Source organism: Aeromonas encheleia (assembly GCF_900637545.1).
In the GTDB taxonomy this organism is placed as follows: domain Bacteria; phylum Pseudomonadota; class Gammaproteobacteria; order Enterobacterales; family Aeromonadaceae; genus Aeromonas; species Aeromonas encheleia.
Map to the genome: position 1 here is coordinate 3,331,278 of NZ_LR134376.1, position 15,808 is coordinate 3,347,085.

The 15,808-nt window shown below is 60.4% G+C and carries 15 protein-coding genes, 1 tRNA gene, 1 pseudogene and 1 riboswitch; of the genes and pseudogenes, 7 read left to right on the forward strand and 10 right to left on the reverse strand.

All coding sequences use genetic code 11. The features are described from left to right. Positions 1 to 154: 154 nt before the first annotated feature. Together EL255_RS15355 and EL255_RS15360 are read right to left on the reverse strand one after the other, a co-directional pair. Complete coding sequence (locus EL255_RS15355) at positions 155 to 964, reverse strand: SPOR domain-containing protein (RefSeq protein ID WP_048823145.1); 810 nt, start codon at positions 962 to 964, stop codon at positions 155 to 157. Positions 965 to 1,456: 492 nt separating this feature from the next. After that, positions 1,457 to 1,546 (reverse strand) — tRNA-Ser (locus tag EL255_RS15360). A 389-nt stretch (positions 1,547 to 1,935) separates the two neighbouring features. Between EL255_RS15360 and EL255_RS15365 the strand changes: the two genes are divergently transcribed. Further along, entirely contained in the window at positions 1,936 to 2,853 is a 918-nt protein-coding gene (locus tag EL255_RS15365) for a L,D-transpeptidase family protein (protein WP_042653947.1), read from the forward strand. Positions 2,854 to 2,874: 21 nt separating this feature from the next. After that, the gene (locus EL255_RS15370) at positions 2,875 to 3,861 is read left to right on the forward strand and encodes a DUF481 domain-containing protein (RefSeq protein ID WP_042654309.1); all 987 of its coding nucleotides are present in this window, start codon (positions 2,875 to 2,877) and stop codon (positions 3,859 to 3,861) included. A 93-nt stretch (positions 3,862 to 3,954) separates the two neighbouring features. Here EL255_RS15370 and EL255_RS15375 read toward each other — a convergent pair whose 3' ends face one another. The 3 genes from EL255_RS15375 to EL255_RS15385 all read right to left on the reverse strand — a co-directional run bounded on the left by EL255_RS15375 (position 3,955) and on the right by EL255_RS15385 (position 6,516). Beyond that, positions 3,955 to 4,677 carry a MaoC family dehydratase gene (locus EL255_RS15375; protein ID WP_042653948.1) on the reverse strand — a complete coding sequence of 241 codons (723 nt, stop codon included), beginning with the start codon at positions 4,675 to 4,677 and terminating at the stop codon, positions 3,955 to 3,957. A 254-nt stretch (positions 4,678 to 4,931) separates the two neighbouring features. After that, on the reverse strand, positions 4,932 to 5,879 hold the full coding sequence (gene rlmF, locus EL255_RS15380) for a 23S rRNA (adenine(1618)-N(6))-methyltransferase RlmF (RefSeq protein WP_042653949.1): 948 nt from the start codon (positions 5,877 to 5,879) through the stop codon (positions 4,932 to 4,934). 148 nt (positions 5,880 to 6,027) lie between these two features. Then, on the reverse strand, positions 6,028 to 6,516 hold the full coding sequence (locus EL255_RS15385; RefSeq protein WP_042653950.1) for a C40 family peptidase: 489 nt from the start codon (positions 6,514 to 6,516) through the stop codon (positions 6,028 to 6,030). A gap of 275 nt (positions 6,517 to 6,791) precedes the next feature. Here EL255_RS15385 and EL255_RS15390 point away from each other — a divergent pair, with 275 nt between their 5' ends. Both EL255_RS15390 and EL255_RS15395 read left to right on the forward strand, forming a co-directional pair. Further along, positions 6,792 to 7,514 (forward strand): 4'-phosphopantetheinyl transferase family protein, encoded by a 723-nt coding sequence (locus EL255_RS15390; protein ID WP_042653951.1) that lies wholly within the window; start codon positions 6,792 to 6,794, stop codon positions 7,512 to 7,514. Continuing rightward, positions 7,511 to 8,359 (forward strand): tetratricopeptide repeat protein, encoded by an 849-nt coding sequence (locus EL255_RS15395; RefSeq protein WP_042653952.1) that lies wholly within the window; start codon positions 7,511 to 7,513, stop codon positions 8,357 to 8,359. The genes EL255_RS15390 and EL255_RS15395 overlap by 4 nt, the downstream gene beginning before the upstream one ends. Positions 8,360 to 8,491: 132 nt before the next feature. On the opposite strand, the gene EL255_RS15400 is transcribed toward EL255_RS15395, so the two are convergent. Both EL255_RS15400 and ribB read right to left on the reverse strand, forming a co-directional pair. Beyond that, complete coding sequence (locus tag EL255_RS15400; RefSeq protein ID WP_042653953.1) at positions 8,492 to 8,734, reverse strand: Lpp/OprI family alanine-zipper lipoprotein; 243 nt, start codon at positions 8,732 to 8,734, stop codon at positions 8,492 to 8,494. 222 nt (positions 8,735 to 8,956) lie between these two features. Next, positions 8,957 to 9,610: a 3,4-dihydroxy-2-butanone-4-phosphate synthase gene (gene ribB, locus EL255_RS15405; protein ID WP_042653954.1), complete on the reverse strand. Its 654-nt coding sequence runs from the start codon at positions 9,608 to 9,610 to the stop codon at positions 8,957 to 8,959. Between the two features lie 105 nt (positions 9,611 to 9,715). Further along, positions 9,716 to 9,875: riboswitch (FMN riboswitch) on the reverse strand. A gap of 199 nt (positions 9,876 to 10,074) precedes the next feature. Between ribB and purU the strand changes: the two genes are divergently transcribed. Next, positions 10,075 to 10,911, forward strand: a complete 837-nt coding sequence (gene purU / locus EL255_RS15410) for a formyltetrahydrofolate deformylase (RefSeq protein WP_042653955.1) — start codon at positions 10,075 to 10,077, stop codon at positions 10,909 to 10,911. A 64-nt stretch (positions 10,912 to 10,975) separates the two neighbouring features. On the opposite strand, the gene EL255_RS15415 is transcribed toward purU, so the two are convergent. Together EL255_RS15415 and cls are read right to left on the reverse strand one after the other, a co-directional pair. Then, complete coding sequence (locus EL255_RS15415; protein WP_042653956.1) at positions 10,976 to 12,244, reverse strand: DUF945 family protein; 1,269 nt, start codon at positions 12,242 to 12,244, stop codon at positions 10,976 to 10,978. A gap of 195 nt (positions 12,245 to 12,439) precedes the next feature. Further along, positions 12,440 to 13,921, reverse strand: a complete 1,482-nt coding sequence (cls, locus tag EL255_RS15420; protein ID WP_042653957.1) for a cardiolipin synthase — start codon at positions 13,919 to 13,921, stop codon at positions 12,440 to 12,442. A 96-nt stretch (positions 13,922 to 14,017) separates the two neighbouring features. Between cls and EL255_RS15425 the strand changes: the two genes are divergently transcribed. Continuing rightward, complete coding sequence (locus EL255_RS15425) at positions 14,018 to 14,560, forward strand: YceB family lipoprotein (RefSeq protein ID WP_042653958.1); 543 nt, start codon at positions 14,018 to 14,020, stop codon at positions 14,558 to 14,560. 4 nt (positions 14,561 to 14,564) lie between these two features. Here the strand turns inward: EL255_RS15425 and EL255_RS15430 are convergent, their stop codons facing one another. Beyond that, a complete protein-coding gene (locus tag EL255_RS15430) occupies positions 14,565 to 15,005 on the reverse strand; it encodes a GNAT family N-acetyltransferase (RefSeq protein WP_042653959.1) in 441 nt (146 codons plus the stop codon). Positions 15,006 to 15,454: 449 nt separating this feature from the next. Between EL255_RS15430 and EL255_RS15435 the strand changes: the two are divergent. After that, positions 15,455 to 15,772 (forward strand): annotated as a pseudogene (locus EL255_RS15435) (alpha-amylase); the annotation flags it as partial. Between the last annotated feature and the right edge of the window lie 36 nt (positions 15,773 to 15,808).

The following is a 15,808-nucleotide window of genomic DNA, read 5'->3' on the forward strand; positions in this document are numbered from 1 at the left end:
AGTTTGAAATCAGCCAGGCCGAAAACACCACAGCCGCGACTGGCGCGGCTGTGGTGCAATAAAGGCTGATGAGCTGACGCTCATAGGATGGGGCAATGGTGCGAATGCTCGATCATGACCCGGCTCGGCCGAGCCACATCCCCCACTCTCAGGCCTATTGCTTCAATTCGTTCTTCACCTGGGCAAATGACTTGGGCCAGGGCCCCGCCTTCTGCAGGGCAGGCGACAGCTTGCGAATGGCCGCCAGCGCCTGGCTCATGCTGGTATGCTCCCCCTTCAACACCACATACCAGGGGCTGCCGTGGAACTTGGTCTGATAGATCCACACCTTGCCAGCGAGCCGGTTGGCGAGCACAAACTGCTCTATGGCCGCCAGGCTGCCTGATCCCATCAACTGGACGCTGAGGTGGTTGCCGTTCTTCTGCTGCAGGACCTTGGCAGGCGTCAAGCTCACCTTGCCGGGCGCCTTGCCTTGCGGCTTGATCTCAGGCTTGGGAGCTGGCTTGGACACCGACTCCGGAGGCACCGACGGCTTGGCCGCAGGCTGAGCGGCAGAGGGCGGAGTGCTGGCGGTTATCAGCATGGGCGGCTGAGCCACCACCTTCTCGTCGGCCGCTATCGATACGGCCGCGCTCGGCTCGCCCAGCATGGGGGTGGGAATCGCCTCGTCGGCCATCCCCTCTCCCTGCACCCCATCAGACCCGATACCGGCCGTCAGCGCCGGCAGGGGCAAGCTCGCCTCATCCGGCTGGCTCGAGGTTGCCGCGGCGCCACTGGCCTGGGGTTCTGACGAGAGGGGCTCTGCTGGCGTGGGGACCTCGACGGCCGCCTCGGGCTCGCTCTTTCGAGCGGCCGGGTCCGCATAGCTCAGCACCAGGAAACACAAAGCGCCGGCGGCCAGACCGAGCCCAATCTGGCGAATGAGAGAAGGGGTAATGCAGTTGCGCAGATGGCATTCGGTCATCATGTCCTCCAGGACGTCATGAGAATGGCGAGGTGACCACCGGTGCTGCAAAGAGGCATCATGGCCAGCAGCTCGTACGGCAGGGGATGGATATCGGCAGCGAGCGCGGCCCCTGACCGGGGTGGGCCTTGGGCTCGTGCATGTCGCTCAGCGTCTTGGCGGGATGGAAGATAGACGGGAATGACTGCGCCGGCAGCCATCTCTGTTTGTTATTCGTTACACCGCATAAACGCCGGAGCACCATACCGGGGGTGCGCTGAACTTGGCCTGAATCCTCCGACTATCCACAGGGCTCAGGCCGCTTCTAGCCGATTGTTTCGCCTGGTATTTGCCTCGGCTCGCCCCGATGGGTGATCTTCTGCATCCCAGAAGCAAATCAGAGGAAGGGGTGGCTGTTCTGTGGGGTTCAACGAGCCGGCATGCTGGCAGAAGCGACGGAAAACAAGCAGTCAACAAAAAGCCCAACCTGTTGTACAAGTCGGGCTCAGAAGATGGCGGAGAGACAGGGATTCGAACCCTGGGTGGCATTGCTGCCACAATTGATTTCGAGTCAATCCCGTTCGGCCACTCCGGCATCTCTCCGCGGGCCCTCATATTGACCCAACCCGAGTCGGGAAATCAATGTAAATATCGTTGAAGATCATACGACTGGCTATTAAACAGCCAGCCCGCGGCGGATCGCTCCCCTCCCCCGCCATCGCGCTCTGGTCGCACATCGGCCATGCCACCCCTGGCGGTCAAGATGTGACTCTTCCCCGCCGGCGTCAGCGGCCATCAGTCGACCCGCGCTTATCCCCGTTTCCCCGAAAAAGCGGGGCCTGCACGGTGAAAGGGGGTGGTGGGCTGTGCCCAGCCGGCTCGGCAGCGCCTCAGCCCGACGCTGGTAATCCCGGGACTATTGGTTACAATCTCTGCTCATTTTTTGGGAGGGAGCGCTTCCCTCAAGACAAGACTGACAGATAGGAAGAACCATGTTGTATCCACGTATCGTCTCACTGCTGCTGGTCGCCACCAGCCTCTGGGCCGCGCCGGTCTGGTCCAAAACCTATCCCCTCCCGCCGGCGGACAGCCGCCTGATCGGCGAGCTGGAAGATTACATAGTGCAACCAGGGGATCACCTGGAACTGGTCGGCAAGCACACCCAGATTGGTTTTCTGGCCTTGCTGGAAGCCAATCCAGGGGTAGACCCCTATCTGCCCACCCCAGGCACCCGGCTGACCCTGCCGACCCAGATGCTGCTGCCCGATGTGCCGCGGGAGGGGATCGTCATCAACCTGCCCGAACTGCGGCTCTACTACTTCCCCAAGGGCAAGCAGGAGGTGATGGTGCTGCCCATCGGCATCGGTGACATAGGTCGCGAGACGCCTGAGATGACCACCACCATCATAGCGAAGAACCCGAACCCGACCTGGGTGCCCGGCCCCATGGTGCGCAAGTCCTGGCTGGAGCAAAAAGGCATAGATCTGCCGGCCGTGGTGCCGCCCGGACCGGACAATCCGCTGGGCAATTTCGCCATGCGCCTGGGCTACGGTCAGCGGGACTACCTCATTCACGGCACCAACAAGGATTTCGGGGTCGGTCTGCGGGTCAGCGCGGGCTGCATCCGGCTGCGTCCCGACGACATCGAGACCCTGTTTAACTTGGTGCTGGTCGGCACTCAGGTGCGGGTGATCAATCAGCCGGTCAAGATGGCAGTGGAGCCGGACGGCCGACGCTGGCTGGAGGTCCACTCCCCGCTCTCCCGTACCGAGGAGGAGATGGCACAAGGAGCCCCCCTGGTGCTGTCAACCGAGGTCGAGCAGTTCATTGCAGCCCCCGAGGTGGACAGCACTCAGGTGACGGCCCTGCTCGACAGCAAGAGCGGGCTGCCCCAGCCCATCAGCGGCTGAGTGCTCACCGGCATGGCGGTGATGAGACAAGGCCTGCTGAGCCTGCTGCTCCTGTGCGCCAGCACGACGGCGATGGCCGACATCCTGTGGATGCGCAACGGCGATCGCCTGACCGGCACCATAGAGGAGCTCACCGACGAGCAGATCAGCATCAAGCCGGCTTACAGCCAGGCCCTGACCATCCCGCGTGATGCCATCAAGCGCTGGCGGCTGGACAAACAGGAGCAGCCGAGGCCGTTGACCAGAACGGGGATCCCCTTGCTGGACACGCCCGACGGGCTCAATGCCTGGCTCTGGAGCGGCACCGGTGATCTGAACATCAAGTTGAAGGAGAACGACAAGAAGACCAACAACGTCAACCTCAAGGTGTCGACCGAGCTGGCCAATCTGGACTGGCGTTATACCCTGGATGGAGAATACATCTACGAGACGGCGAACAGCATCACCGACAGCCATGAATACACCCTCAGCCCCAAGCTGGACTTCTTCTTCGATGAGCACTGGTTCCTGCGATCCTCCCTCGATGCCGACTACAACCTGATCGACAGCAACTATCTGGAGCTGAGCTATGCCTCTGGCCCGGGTTACCGCTTCTGGAACGACAAGCAGAGGCGACTGGAGTTTATCAGTCAGCTGGGCTTGCAGCGTTCCTACTTCACCCCCGAGGTCTGGAGCGATTCGGTTCTGTTCGATGAACGCATCATCAACTACCCCTTCATCAACCTCGGCTGGGACTATCGTCAGCCCATCTCCGTCTGGCAGCAAAGATTCGAGTTGTTCAGCAAGGGAACCTACGAGAAGTTCATCGATCAGCCCTCCCCCTACCTGACCAGGAATCAATCCGTCAACGGCAGCCTGGGGCTCAGGTACTACTTCAACGACCACCTGCGCCTCTCCTGGTCGAGTGAACTGAGCTGGGACGATAACTGGCTCGAATATGGCGGAGATCAGCAGAGTCTGGATGACAAGGAGTGGCGCCATACCATCACCCTGGGTGCCAGCTTCTAACGCTGACCTGGCCCGCCACGGGCACCCAACCCCGGAAACGACACAGGCCCACCGAAGTGGGCCTGTGTTTATCTGCAGCAAGCGGGACCAGGGTCAGAAATAGACTCGGGTGACCGATTCGATGACGCAGCCGGGGCGGCGAATGCCCTCTATCTCTATCTTGATCTCTTTGAGCAACTCGAGCCCGCCCTTGATCGGCGTCACTCGGGAGAGCCTGGTGCGCGCACGGATGTTGCTGTCCACCTTGATCGGATAGGGGAAACGCACCTGCTCCAGACCGAAGTTCACCACCATGCGGGCGCTTGGAAACTCCGGGGTAGCCTCATCCACCGAACCGGTCAGCTGGGGTAACAGGGCCAGGGTCAGGAAGCCGTGGGCGATGGTGGTCTTGAACGGCGACTCGGCCGCCGCCCGCTCGGGATCGGTGTGGATCCACTGATGATCGCCGGTGACGGCGGCAAACTGATCGATCAGCGGCTGGCTGACCTGCAGCCACTCGCCGACATGGGTCTCTTCCCCGATCTGGGTCTGCAGCTCGGCGTACAGGCTGGCCGCCTCACCATCCAGCTCAATCAGGTCGTCCTCGGCCAGGGCCGGCTGGCTGTTGACCGCCTGGGCCTGGGATCTGCCCCGTCGCCGCACCAGCTGATGGTCGGCCTGCAGGTCGAGCACCCGTCCCAGCAAAGGGTGAAGGTGTGCCTTTTGCTGAAACTCACGCCAGTAGTCGCGGATCGCCGGAGAGAGCCAATCCTTGAGCTCAAAGGGGTGTTGCGCCAGTATCTCGCGCTTGTGCTTCAGAAAATCGACAACTTTCATTTACCGATCCCTATTCGATTCCATGCCTGTAAAGAGGTCTAACCAGTCCCATTTTATGAAAGTTTCAATGGTAAGTACAAAAAAATCTCGGCGTACAACTGTACCGGGGGTGAGAGTGATCACTAACCGGAAGGCTGAATGGGGGCTGTTCTGGCGGGAAAAACGATTATCTTGATGGCAACGTCACGAGAGCAGAGCGAATCCGAAAAGGGCTCTGCTCGACCTGTTTCTGCCATCAGAGCCCCGTTTCTCGATCATTTTTTCCCGGCAGACCACCAGTGACCATGAGCCTCGGGCTCCAGGAAGCTCCATGCCAGGATCCGGCTCACCTTGTTGCCCTGGGCCATGTCGAGCACCCGCACCTGGCGTGCCCCGGCCTGGGCCAATGCCTTCTTGGCGGCAGGCAGGTTCTCTTTCTTCGACACCAGCGAGCTGAACCAGAGGCACTGGGTGGCGAACTCCATGCTCTGGTCTACCATGCCCGCCAGAAACGCCGTCTCGCCCCCCTCACACCAGAGTTCGGCCTTCTGACCACCGAAGTTGAGCAGTGGCGCCCCCGTCACCGCCTTCCCGAGATTGCGCAGCTTGCGCTCCGAGCCCTTGCTCGCCTCGGCCAGCGACGCATGAAACGGCGGGTTGCAGAGCGTCAGAGCGAAGCGCTCCTTCGGGCCTATGATGCCGCGAAAGATGTGTTTGGGGTTGGCCTGATGGCGGCATTCGATCTGCCCCGCCAGCCCATTGCTGCCCGCCAGCAGGGTCGCAGCCTTGACCGACACCGGGTCTATATCCGAGCCCACGAAGCGCCAGCCATATTCACGGGCCCCCAGCAGTGGATAGATGCAGTTCGCCCCCACGCCGATGTCCAGCACCCGCACCCCCTTGCCCGTCGGCACCTGGCCCGCGCTCTCGGCCAGCAGATCCGCCACCCGGTGCAGATAATCCACCCGCCCCGGGATGGGGGGGCAGAGGTAGCCCGGCGGCAGATCCCAATGCTTGATGCCATAGTGCAGCGCCAGCAGGGCACGGTTCAGCGTCTTGACGGCGGCAGGATCGGCGAAATCCAGGGTGCGGGTGCCGTGCTCATTGATGAATACGAAGGGCAACAGCTCTGGTGTGCGCTGACAGAGCGCGTCGAAGTCGTAGGGCGCCTGATGGCGGTTGCGCGGATGCAAGCCGGATTTGCGATCGGAGTGGGTCTTCATGCTGAATCTGCCGAGGAACGGGGGCCACACTATAGAGAGTCGGCCCCGGAAAGTCTAAACGACGGCCATAAAAAACCGGGCTGCCTGAGCCCGGTTCAAGTGAGGTTGGAAAAACAGTCCGTACTGCGAGCCGTTTGTCCAGCCTGACTCAGATCTCGATCCGGCGTGCCTGCCAGAACTTGCCGCGCCAGTAAGCGTTGTCCAGTCTGGAACGGGTGACCCCGGCCCGGGTGGAGGCATGGATGAATTCACCGTTGCCGACATAGATGCCCACGTGGTTCAGACGCTTGCTGATCTTGAAGAAGACCAGATCCCCTTCCATCAGATCCCGTTTGGCTACCCGGGTCCCTTCGTGTACCTGGGAGCGAGTATCCCGTGGCAGCTCGATGCCGACCGCATTGCGGAACACTTCACGGGCGAAGGCAGAACAATCGATACCGCGTTGACTGCTCCCGCCCATGCGGTAGGGAACGCCACGCCACTCTTTATATACGGTCAGGATTTCGTTTACATCGGGTGTCTGCGAAGCTTCCGGTTCAACCACGGGTTCCATCATGGAAACTTCGATCTTGCTCGCGACCTCGGTCTGGGGTGCCGAGGCACAACCCACCATTCCGAGCGCGACCAGCAGTAGCATCAGGTGGCGCAATCCTTTATCCCCGCAAAAGAGTAAACATTGTTAAAATACGGCCGTAGAGGGCAATTTATAAGGCAACAGCACCCGACTATATCCAAGAATTCTATCGAGGCAAGTGAAAATCCCTATCGACATCACATTTTCGCAAGGAAATGCATTATTTTTCATAATTAATGTGATCATGCCCAAACAATATACAATCGCGAAAGTGGCCATCAGGGCCAGTTAAAACTGATTTTTATCGCTGCTTCACCCCCTTTTTTAAGTGAAAAATTATGATCTCAGCGGATCTCTATTTGTTAAAACCGGCTCAGATCTGTGCCGAGCAGCTGAATACGCTGCCCCATGAACTCTCCCGGGAGGAACATCAGCATTGGCACGCCATCCAGCAGCCAAACCGCCGGCAGGAGTACCTGCTGGGCCGGGTGCTGCTCCGCCGCCTGCTGGCCGAGCGGCTCCACTGCCCGACCGAGGAACTGGTGTTTTGCACCGGCCCTCACGGCAAACCCGTCTTGTGCGACGAGAGTTGGCAGTTCAACCTCAGCCACAGCGGCGACTGGCTGGTGCTGGCACTCTGCCAGGTGGGACCGCTCGGGGTGGATGTCGAGATGGGGCTGCGCCGCCGCCAGATCCTGCCGCTGGCCAGACGCTTCTATGCAGCCAGTGAATACGCATGGCTGCTCTCCCTGCCTGCGCAGGAGCAGGAATCGGCCTTCTATCGGCTCTGGTCGCGCAAGGAGGCAGTGCTGAAGGCTCAGGGGGATGGCATAGCCGCCGGACTCGACAAGCTGTGTTTTGTGCCCGAGGAGGGGTGGCGGCTGGATAATCGGCTCGATGCCCACACCTATCAGGTGCAAGACTGGCCGCTCGACGGCGGCTGGCTCTGCCTCGCCGCCCCGACCCGCAACGTCAATGGCTACCTGCTGGACGAGCGCTTGAAATCCACCCCCCTAGACCCCATGTTAACTCACACCATTTTTCGAGAGTCAGCCTCATGATCGTCGACATCAATCCCCAGAACTTTCACGCCGAACTGATCGATGCGTCCATGAAGAAGCCGGTCGTCATCTATTTCCACGCTCCCCAGATGCCCGAATGCCAGGGCATGACCCCGCTGGTGGAGAGCCTGGTCGGCCCGGCTAATCCCCAGGTCACCCTGGCCATGGTCGACATGAATGATCCCCAGTTGCAGCCGCTGGCCAGCCAGCTCGGTCTGCGCGCCCTGCCCGCCCTGGTGCTGTTCCATCAGGGCCGCCCGGACGAGCAGGCCATCCTGGAAGGCCCGCAGGACGAAGCGACCCTGCGCCAATTCTTCGCCGCCTTTACCCCCAAGGAAGAGGAGTTGCTGCTCGAGCAGGGCCAGCAGGCGCTGGCCGAGGCGCAGCCCGATGTGGCGCACGCCCACCTCACCAAGGCCCACCAGCTGGCGCCGAGCCGACACGATATCAACCTGTGGCTGGTGCAGGCCGCGCTGGATCTGAATCTGCTGGATGAGGCGCAGGCGCTGCTCGCGACCATCCCCATGGTGGCGCAGGACGATCATTATCAGACCCTGAGCTCCCGACTGGCGCTGGCACTGCAGGCCGCCGACAGCCCCGAGCTGCGCGCGCTGGAGCTCCGTCACGCAGAGAACCCGGACGATGCGACCCTCACCCAGGAGCTGGCGGTGCAGTACAGCCAGGTCGGCCGGCAGGAAGAGGCATTGGCGCTGCTGTTTACCATTCTCAGACGCGATATGGCGTTTGGCGATGCCAAGAAGATCTATCTCGATATCCTGACCACCATGGGTGCCCATCCGGCTGCGCAGAGTTATCGTCGCAAGCTCTATAGCCTGCTTTATTGATCGATGAAGAAATCAGGGGATGCCGAGCAATCGGCATTGCCTTGTTCAGGCAGGAAGTGCGGTAATAAGGGAAATGACAAATTTCAGGCAAAAAAAAATGGCGCATTAAAATGCGCCATTTTTTCGCATGGATTACTTCTTGTAGGAAGTAGCCATGTTGTCGATGCGCTGGTTAGCACGCGCAGCTTCTTGATTAGCAGTTGCGATATCAGCAGCCATCTTGGATTGATCAGCACGAACTGCGCTAACATCTTGAGCCAGTTGGTCAACTTTGTTAGACAGATTCTGAACGGAGGTTTCCAGTTCGCTGGTGTTCGCACAACCGCCCAGCAGGGCAGACAGACCAACAACACCTACCAACAACAATTTTTTCATTTTTAAAGCTCCCTTTAACTCGCCAGACGTTTAGCAAGCGGCGTGATTATGGCACAAATAAATACGAGTTTGGATAGGCCCCACCACAGATAAATGCATTAAAACTCTCATTTTTTTTAAACGTACACTTTTTGTGCAAACTTAAGTCAAAAACGAGTGCTCTGGATGAGGTTCGCACCAAGCGTAACCAAAAAATGTACTTATTACAATTTCGTATGAAGCTCAGGCTGAACGTTCTGCCAATAATTGACGGTATTGCACCAAATCTTCGATGGTCAACACCGGCATCTGATGCTGGCGACCAAATTCCACCAGATCGGGCAGCCTGGCCATGGAGCCATCCAGCTTGGTCAGTTCGCACAGCACCCCATACGGTTTGAGTCCAGCCAGCTGCATCAGATCGACAGTGGCTTCGGTGTGACCACGCCGGGTCAGCACGCCACCGGTGCGAGCCCGCAACGGGAAGACGTGACCGGGGCGATGCAGATCCGATGGCTGGGCGCCGTCGGCGATGGCCGCCCGGATGGTGGTGATGCGATCGGCGGCGGAGACCCCGGTGGTGACGCCCTGGGCCGCTTCTATGGTGACGGTGAAGGCGGTCTGATAATGGCTGGAGTTCGCCTCCACCATCATCGGCAGCTCGAGCTGGCGTACCCGCTCATCGGTCAGGCAGAGGCAGACGATGCCGGAGCATTCGCGGATCATCATGGCCATCTGTTCGTTGGTCATGGTTTGCGCGGCGAAGATGAGATCCCCTTCGTTCTCGCGATCTTCATCATCGGCCACCAGCACGCCACGGCCGGCACGCAATGCGGCCAGCGCCATTTCGACACGGGTAATGGGATCACCAAATTCACTGAGTAGAGACTGATTCATGGTAAGACTCCTAAATAAGACAAGGACCAGAATCAGGGCATGGAAAGGCAGACAGAAGTAGGCATGCGGCAGCCAGCCCTAGGAGGGCCAGACTGGCAAACTCTGTCTTATCCTCTTTCATCCGGACTGTGACCGTCGGCTCCGGCATCTCACCGGATCTGCTGACCCCGGCCCCGGTTCTACACCAAGGTCGGGCGCTCGCGGGCTCCCCGAGTCAGATCGGGATACCGCCGGTGGGGAATTTCACCCCGCCCTGAGAATAAGCACTGATAGCCTAAAGAAAAAAAACCTGGGATACCAGCGCAAAACCCATCAAGGATAAATATGGGCCCCGCTGGTATCGACTTGATCTGACGGCGCACGGCGCGCTGTCCTTTCTGATTTTGTTTATGGCATAGTGCCTGAAAAAACGCGCAGCCCGCGCAGACTCGGGCGCCAACACCACAAACGGAATCATGACAGAGATGGAAAAGAAAATACTGCTGACGGATTGCCCCGACGCCAAGGGCCTCATCGCCAAGATCACCAACATCTGCTACAAGCACCAGCTCAACATCAACAAGAACGACGAGTTCGTGGACCACGAGAACGGTCGTTTCTTCATGCGCACCGAGCTGGAAGGCCGATTCAACGATGAGACCCTGCTGGCGGATCTCGACGACGCCCTGCCGGCGGGTGCCCAGCGCCGCCTGGTCAAGGCCGGCAAGAAGCGGATCGTCATCCTGGTGACCAAGGAGACCCACTGCCTCGGCGACATCCTGATGAAGAATTACGCTGGCGCGCTGGACATGGACATAGTGGCGGTGATCGGCAACTACGACACCCTCGCCGAATTGACGGGCAAGTTCGAGATCCCGTTCCATGCTGTGAGCCACGAGGATCTGAGCCGCACCGAACACGAAGAGCAGGTGCGCGCCATCATCGACGGCTACCAGCCGGATTACGTGATCCTGGCCAAGTACATGCGGGTGCTGACCCCGAGCTTCGTGGAGGCCTATCCGCGCAAGCTCATCAACATCCATCACTCCTTCCTGCCCGCCTTCATCGGGGCCCGCCCCTATCGCCAGGCGTTCGATCGCGGGGTCAAGCTGATCGGTGCCACCGCCCACTTCGTCACCGACGATCTGGATGAAGGTCCCATCATAGAGCAGGACGTGATCCACGTCGGTCATGCCTTCAGCGCCGACGACATGGCCAAGGCCGGCCGGGATGTGGAGAAATCCGTGCTGAGCCGGGCGCTGGAGCTGGTGCTGAACGAGCGCGTGTTCGTCTACGGCAACAAGACGGTGGTGTTCAAGTAAGCCGCGGCTCACCGAACACCCAACAAAAAAGGCTCCCTCGGGAGCCTTTTTCATTAGCAGACTGTCATTCGTGCAGCGCCAGGCCGTTGATGGTGGCCACGCCCTTGTCGAGCTTCAGCTCGGCACTGAGCTGTTCAGGCTCCGCCTTCAGATAACCCTGGGCGGTGAACTGCGCCAGCATGGGCGCCAGCTGCGGGACGGCCTTGCCCAGCTGGTCGCCGAGTTTGGCATGGAGCAGACCGGACAGGGCCTGCATCCCCTCCTCGCTGCCCACCAACTGCTCCAGCGAGGTCGGTGCCAGCTTGACCTCTCCCTGCAGGCTGACGGGTTCGCCATTGAGCTGGGCGCTGAGATCCGTCAGCTGCAGCGTGGCGCCGCGTTGCAGCATCTTGTCCAGGGCCTGCTGGATGGCCACCTCATCCACCCGCTGGCCGCTGACCTCCTGCAAGGCCTGGTAGCCTTCCAGATCCAGCCCCTTCAGCTCCAGGTTCAGGTTGCCCTGCGTCAGCGCCAGGGTGTCGCTCTCATTCTCCAGATTGAGGGTCGCCACCTTCATCTGATAACGGCTGGAGAGCGTCTGGGCATCGTCCCCCGCCAGCTGGGTGGTCGTGCTCATCCCCTGCAGGGAGACCCTGACGCTCTCCGGCAGGGTCAGGGAGAAGGCAGACAGGGTCGCGTCGCTGCGGGGGGAGAGCCAGATCCCGCTGATCTCGGCCAGATCGGCGCTGCCCTTGAGATCCGCCAGCACCATGTCCAGCTTGCCCTGTGCCTCATGCAGCGTCATCCCTTGCCACTGGAAGACCACATGGCCATTTCCCTCCAGATCGCCGCTGTAGGTACCGGTCATGGGCAGGAAGCTTAACTCGCTGACCCCGTCCTTGAGCTTGAAGTCATTGGCCCAGAAGCGGGCACTGTTGCCCATGGTCCAGAGGCTGCTTGCCGACTCCATGCCGACTTGCCACTGCTGCATGCCGAGCGCGGTGAAGACCGGCGCCAGGGTGCCTTGGGCGGTATCGAGCAGCAGATGGCTCTTGATATAGAGCGGCAGAATGCGGTTGTTGAAGCTGAGCTGCACCTCGATGGGCTCGCTCCCTGCCAGCTGGGGATCGAAGCTGGCCAGGGTCTGCGGCGTCACCACCACCTTGAGCACGCCGTCGCGGCTAAACAGATTCTGGCTGGACGGGATCCAGCTCAGCTCGATGCCGCTCTCCTGTTTGACCTTGATGATCTGCTCGGCCAGGGTCTGGTCGAAGGTATTTCCCGTGTACCAGCAGGCACCCAGCCCACCCACCACCAATGCCGCACCGACGGCCAGCGCCACTCTCTTCTTCATCTTGATGTCATCTCCAAAGGCTCATTGGCGCACTCTACGGGGCAGAGGTGCGATGAGGCAAGCCCCATGCCGGGTCGAGGCTTATTATCTTGTGTCATAACAAGGGGCTAAGCAGACCGCTCAGGCCCCTCGCCTGCCGCTATCTGCAGCGGTAAGCGACGCGTCAGCCACCAGGACACGAGCCACTGGCCTGCGTCAAAGCAGGGGGCTGAACATGTAGAAGATGTTCTCCAGCAATTTCTTGTACCAGGGACGGGCCCGCCACTTGACCAGCGACATGGGGGTCGCCTCCAGCATGTAGCCCTGCACCAGCTGATTCATCTCGGCCACGAACGCCGGGTTGTCGATGAGCAGGGTCACTTCGAAGTTGAGCCAGAGGCTGCGCCGATCGAGGTTGACCGTCCCCACCAGGGCGAAATCGTCATCCACCAGCACACTCTTGGTGTGCAGCAAGCCGGCATCGTAGCGATATATCTCGACCCCGGCCGCCAGCAGATCTTCCATGAAGGAGTTGCTGGCGTGGTTCGCCATCAGGGAGTCGTTGCGATGGGGCAGCACCAGCTGCACCAGCACGCCGCGGGCCGCCGCCGAGGAGAGCGCCGCCGCCAGCGGATCATCGGGCACGAAATAGGGGGTGGTCAGCACCAGGTGATGGCGCGCCTGGTAGATGGCCAGCAGCAGGCTCTGCTGGATGCAGTCGCCGCCGACGAAAGGGCCTGAGGGGATGAGCTGGGCCCGGTAGTTGGTCTGCGGCCAGGCTTCGGGCTCGTGCTGCAGGCTGTCGAGCAGGCGCTCGCCGGTTTCCATCTCCCAGTCCCAGACGAAGGTGGACCACATCAGCGGCACCACGGGCCCCTGCACCCTGATCATGATGTCGACCCACTGGCCCACGCCCGCGTCCTGCTTGAAGAAGCGGGGGTCCACCATGTTCATGGAGCCGGTGTAGCCGACCCTGTCATCGATCACCACCAGCTTGCGGTGCATGCGCAGATCCTGGCGCTGGAACGGGATGCGCCAGGCACCGACCGGCAGCACCTCCACCAGCTTGACCCCGGCCTTGCGCAGCTGCCGCGGCCAGGCGGAGCGGAAGAAGGTCTTGCTGCCGATGGAATCGAGCAACACGCGACAATCCACGCCGCGTTGCGCTACCTCGATCAGCGCCTCGCACACTGTGTCGGCGTCCCCGCCGGGATGCCAGATGTAGAACTCCAGATAGCAGGATTGGGAGGATTGACGGATGTCGCGCACTATCTCCTGCAAGATGCTCTGTGGCTTATGCAGCAGCGTCATCCGGTTGCCGGAGAGCATGGGCATGGCCAGCCGCCCCTGGATCAGATCGTGCAGCGGCCGCGCCTTGCTGCCCACCTCGCAGCAGTGCTGGGGGAAGAGGCGGGCCAGCTGGCGGATCCAGATAGCATAGGGACGGTACATGGCCTGGGCGCGTTCGGCCCGCTTGCGGCCGAGCCTTATCTCGCCAAACAGCACATAGAAGCCGACCCCGGCGAACGGGATGGCATAGATGAGCGACAGCCAGGCGAGGGAGACCCCGATGGGGCGCCGTTTCATCACCACCCGCAGCGAGATCCCCGCCACTATCACGGTGTGAAACAGCAGCAGCAGCCAGCCGAGGAAGCGGGAAAACAGCAACTGGATGTCGTATTCCAAACCGTCGAGCAAGGCGATTCCTTGGTGCAATGAACGAATGACGTGGGCAGATCCCGGGGGATCAGAATGGTATGCTGTAGCACAAACCCATTCTATCAGGTCGTTAGCATGATCCTGCAATCTGTGCTGCTGAGCCTGGCCATGTTAGGTCAAGGCTCATATGACATCAATGAGCAGCAGATAAACCAGTACCTGCAATCCCAGGTGCAAGTCGACAAACAGCTGGAATTGCCCGGCATCATCAAGGCCCATGTTCAGCTCGAGCAGAGCGATGTCCAGATCGGGCGCCAGAGCCCGGATACCGCCCGGGTGTTTGGCAAGGGCAAGCTGAAGATCTCCCTGCCGGACCAGACCCAGTACGACGCGCTGCTGAACATGACCTACGAGGCGAGACCGCGCTACGACAAGGCCCAGAGCGCACTGTTTCTCGATAACATGAAGCTGATCGACTACAAGCTGGAGCCGGCAGAGGCCGAGCAGAAGTTCGGTTTCATGCTCAGGATGCTGCTGCAGAGCATGGAGAAGCGGCTGGAGACTCAACCCGTCTATCGGCTCGACGCCAAGGATCCCAATCAGCTCTGGCTCAAGGAAAATCTTGTGGGGCTGGAGCTGTCACCGGGCAAGATCCACCTGCTGACCAAGCCCCAGTAAGCGCTCAGTTGTAAGCCGGGGTATTGGCCTGGCGCACCAGCAGATCGATCTGATAACCCTGCTCGCGCTGCTGGTGATACAGGGTATGGAGCGGCCCGCCCAGCTCGTGCAGGGGCAGATGGGCGAAGCCCGCCTTGAGGTAGAAGGGTTTCTCGAATGGCAGGGCGTGGCAGACCACCGGCTTGTCCAGCAGATCGTGACAGGCCCGCTGCAACAGGCGGGAACCCAGGCCCAGGGACTGGTAGTGCGGCAACAGCCTGAAACCGCACAGGTGATAGTAATCCTGCTCGTCGCGCAGGCGCACGGCGCCCACCAGCCAGTGGGCATCGCGCACCACGAAGATCCGCTCGGCCAGATCCGGCACATAGTGGGAGAATGTCGTCTCGTAGTAGTCCCTGATCAGGGAGAGATCCGCATCGCAGTACTCTTCGAAACTGAACTCCATTGCCCGCCTGCTTGTCACACCCATTTCACCCTTGGCCCAGCGGCCCTCTCTTTTCCATTCATCATCCGTGCCCGGCCGACCTGACAGGTCAGACCACAACCAAGATAACACGCCTTGGCGTCACAAAAAAACGCTGTTATTGATATCACGCACTGTAACTTTAGTAGCCAGCCGAACATTGGCGTCCGGCGCTGCACTTATCCTAGATGCCGGTAAGATGCTGATGGATCCATCCTACCCGTTTTACGCATCTATGCCACAGAAACGCTCTCAAGATACTGATTTAAAATAAGAAGCTTGAAAAGCAAACATTTATTGGCAATGCATCATTTTGGCCAGGCCCAACAAATGGCTTCCCTTGCGCAGCTTTTGGACCGCGCCAACCTGGGTGACACCTCGTCGCAGCCCAGTAGTGCCGCGGCCTGAGTCGGGTGCCTGCCGCGCAACCGGCCATCACCCACGATATTCCAACCAACGACGGTTTTCGCTACCAGATCCTGAACCAGACCGACGAGAGACTGGCCTATGCCTATCTGCTCGGCAGCGGCGACTGCTTCGTGCTGTTCAAGCGCGGCAAGCAGGGGCTGGTCGGCATCAACAAGTGCGACTACGAGCAGGAGTACTGGCTCGATACCGCCAAGTTCGAGCTGGACTGGTATCGCACCTATAGAGATGTGCTCGAGCAGGCGGCCACCCTCAATGTGCAGAGCCAGTGGGTGCGGGTCGCCATCCCGGCGCGCGGTGCCCGGCTCTGGCTGCAGGAGTGAGCGAGCTGACGCCCTGAGCTAAGGCCGCCTGCGGGC

Excerpts from the sequence above, each read along its gene's own strand:
- EL255_RS15415 (WP_042653956.1), bottom strand. The coding sequence starts at position 12,244 with ATGAAGAAGAGAGTGGCGCTGGCCGTCGGTGCGGCATTGGTGGTGGGT.
- rlmF (WP_042653949.1), bottom strand. The coding sequence starts at position 5,879 with ATGAAGACCCACTCCGATCGCAAATCCGGCTTGCATCCGCGCAACCGC.
- EL255_RS15430 (WP_042653959.1), bottom strand. The coding sequence starts at position 15,005 with ATGGAGTTCAGTTTCGAAGAGTACTGCGATGCGGATCTCTCCCTGATC.
- purU (WP_042653955.1), top strand. The coding sequence starts at position 10,075 with ATGGAAAAGAAAATACTGCTGACGGATTGCCCCGACGCCAAGGGCCTC.
- EL255_RS15395 (WP_042653952.1), top strand. The coding sequence starts at position 7,511 with ATGATCGTCGACATCAATCCCCAGAACTTTCACGCCGAACTGATCGAT.
- EL255_RS15390 (WP_042653951.1), top strand. The coding sequence starts at position 6,792 with ATGATCTCAGCGGATCTCTATTTGTTAAAACCGGCTCAGATCTGTGCC.
- EL255_RS15355 (WP_048823145.1), bottom strand. The coding sequence starts at position 964 with ATGACCGAATGCCATCTGCGCAACTGCATTACCCCTTCTCTCATTCGC.
- ribB (WP_042653954.1), bottom strand. The coding sequence starts at position 9,610 with ATGAATCAGTCTCTACTCAGTGAATTTGGTGATCCCATTACCCGTGTC.
- EL255_RS15385 (WP_042653950.1), bottom strand. The coding sequence starts at position 6,516 with ATGCTACTGCTGGTCGCGCTCGGAATGGTGGGTTGTGCCTCGGCACCC.
- EL255_RS15375 (WP_042653948.1), bottom strand. The coding sequence starts at position 4,677 with ATGAAAGTTGTCGATTTTCTGAAGCACAAGCGCGAGATACTGGCGCAA.
- EL255_RS15370 (WP_042654309.1), top strand. The coding sequence starts at position 2,875 with ATGAGACAAGGCCTGCTGAGCCTGCTGCTCCTGTGCGCCAGCACGACG.
- EL255_RS15400 (WP_042653953.1), bottom strand. The coding sequence starts at position 8,734 with ATGAAAAAATTGTTGTTGGTAGGTGTTGTTGGTCTGTCTGCCCTGCTG.
- EL255_RS15425 (WP_042653958.1), top strand. The coding sequence starts at position 14,018 with ATGATCCTGCAATCTGTGCTGCTGAGCCTGGCCATGTTAGGTCAAGGC.
- EL255_RS15365 (WP_042653947.1), top strand. The coding sequence starts at position 1,936 with ATGTTGTATCCACGTATCGTCTCACTGCTGCTGGTCGCCACCAGCCTC.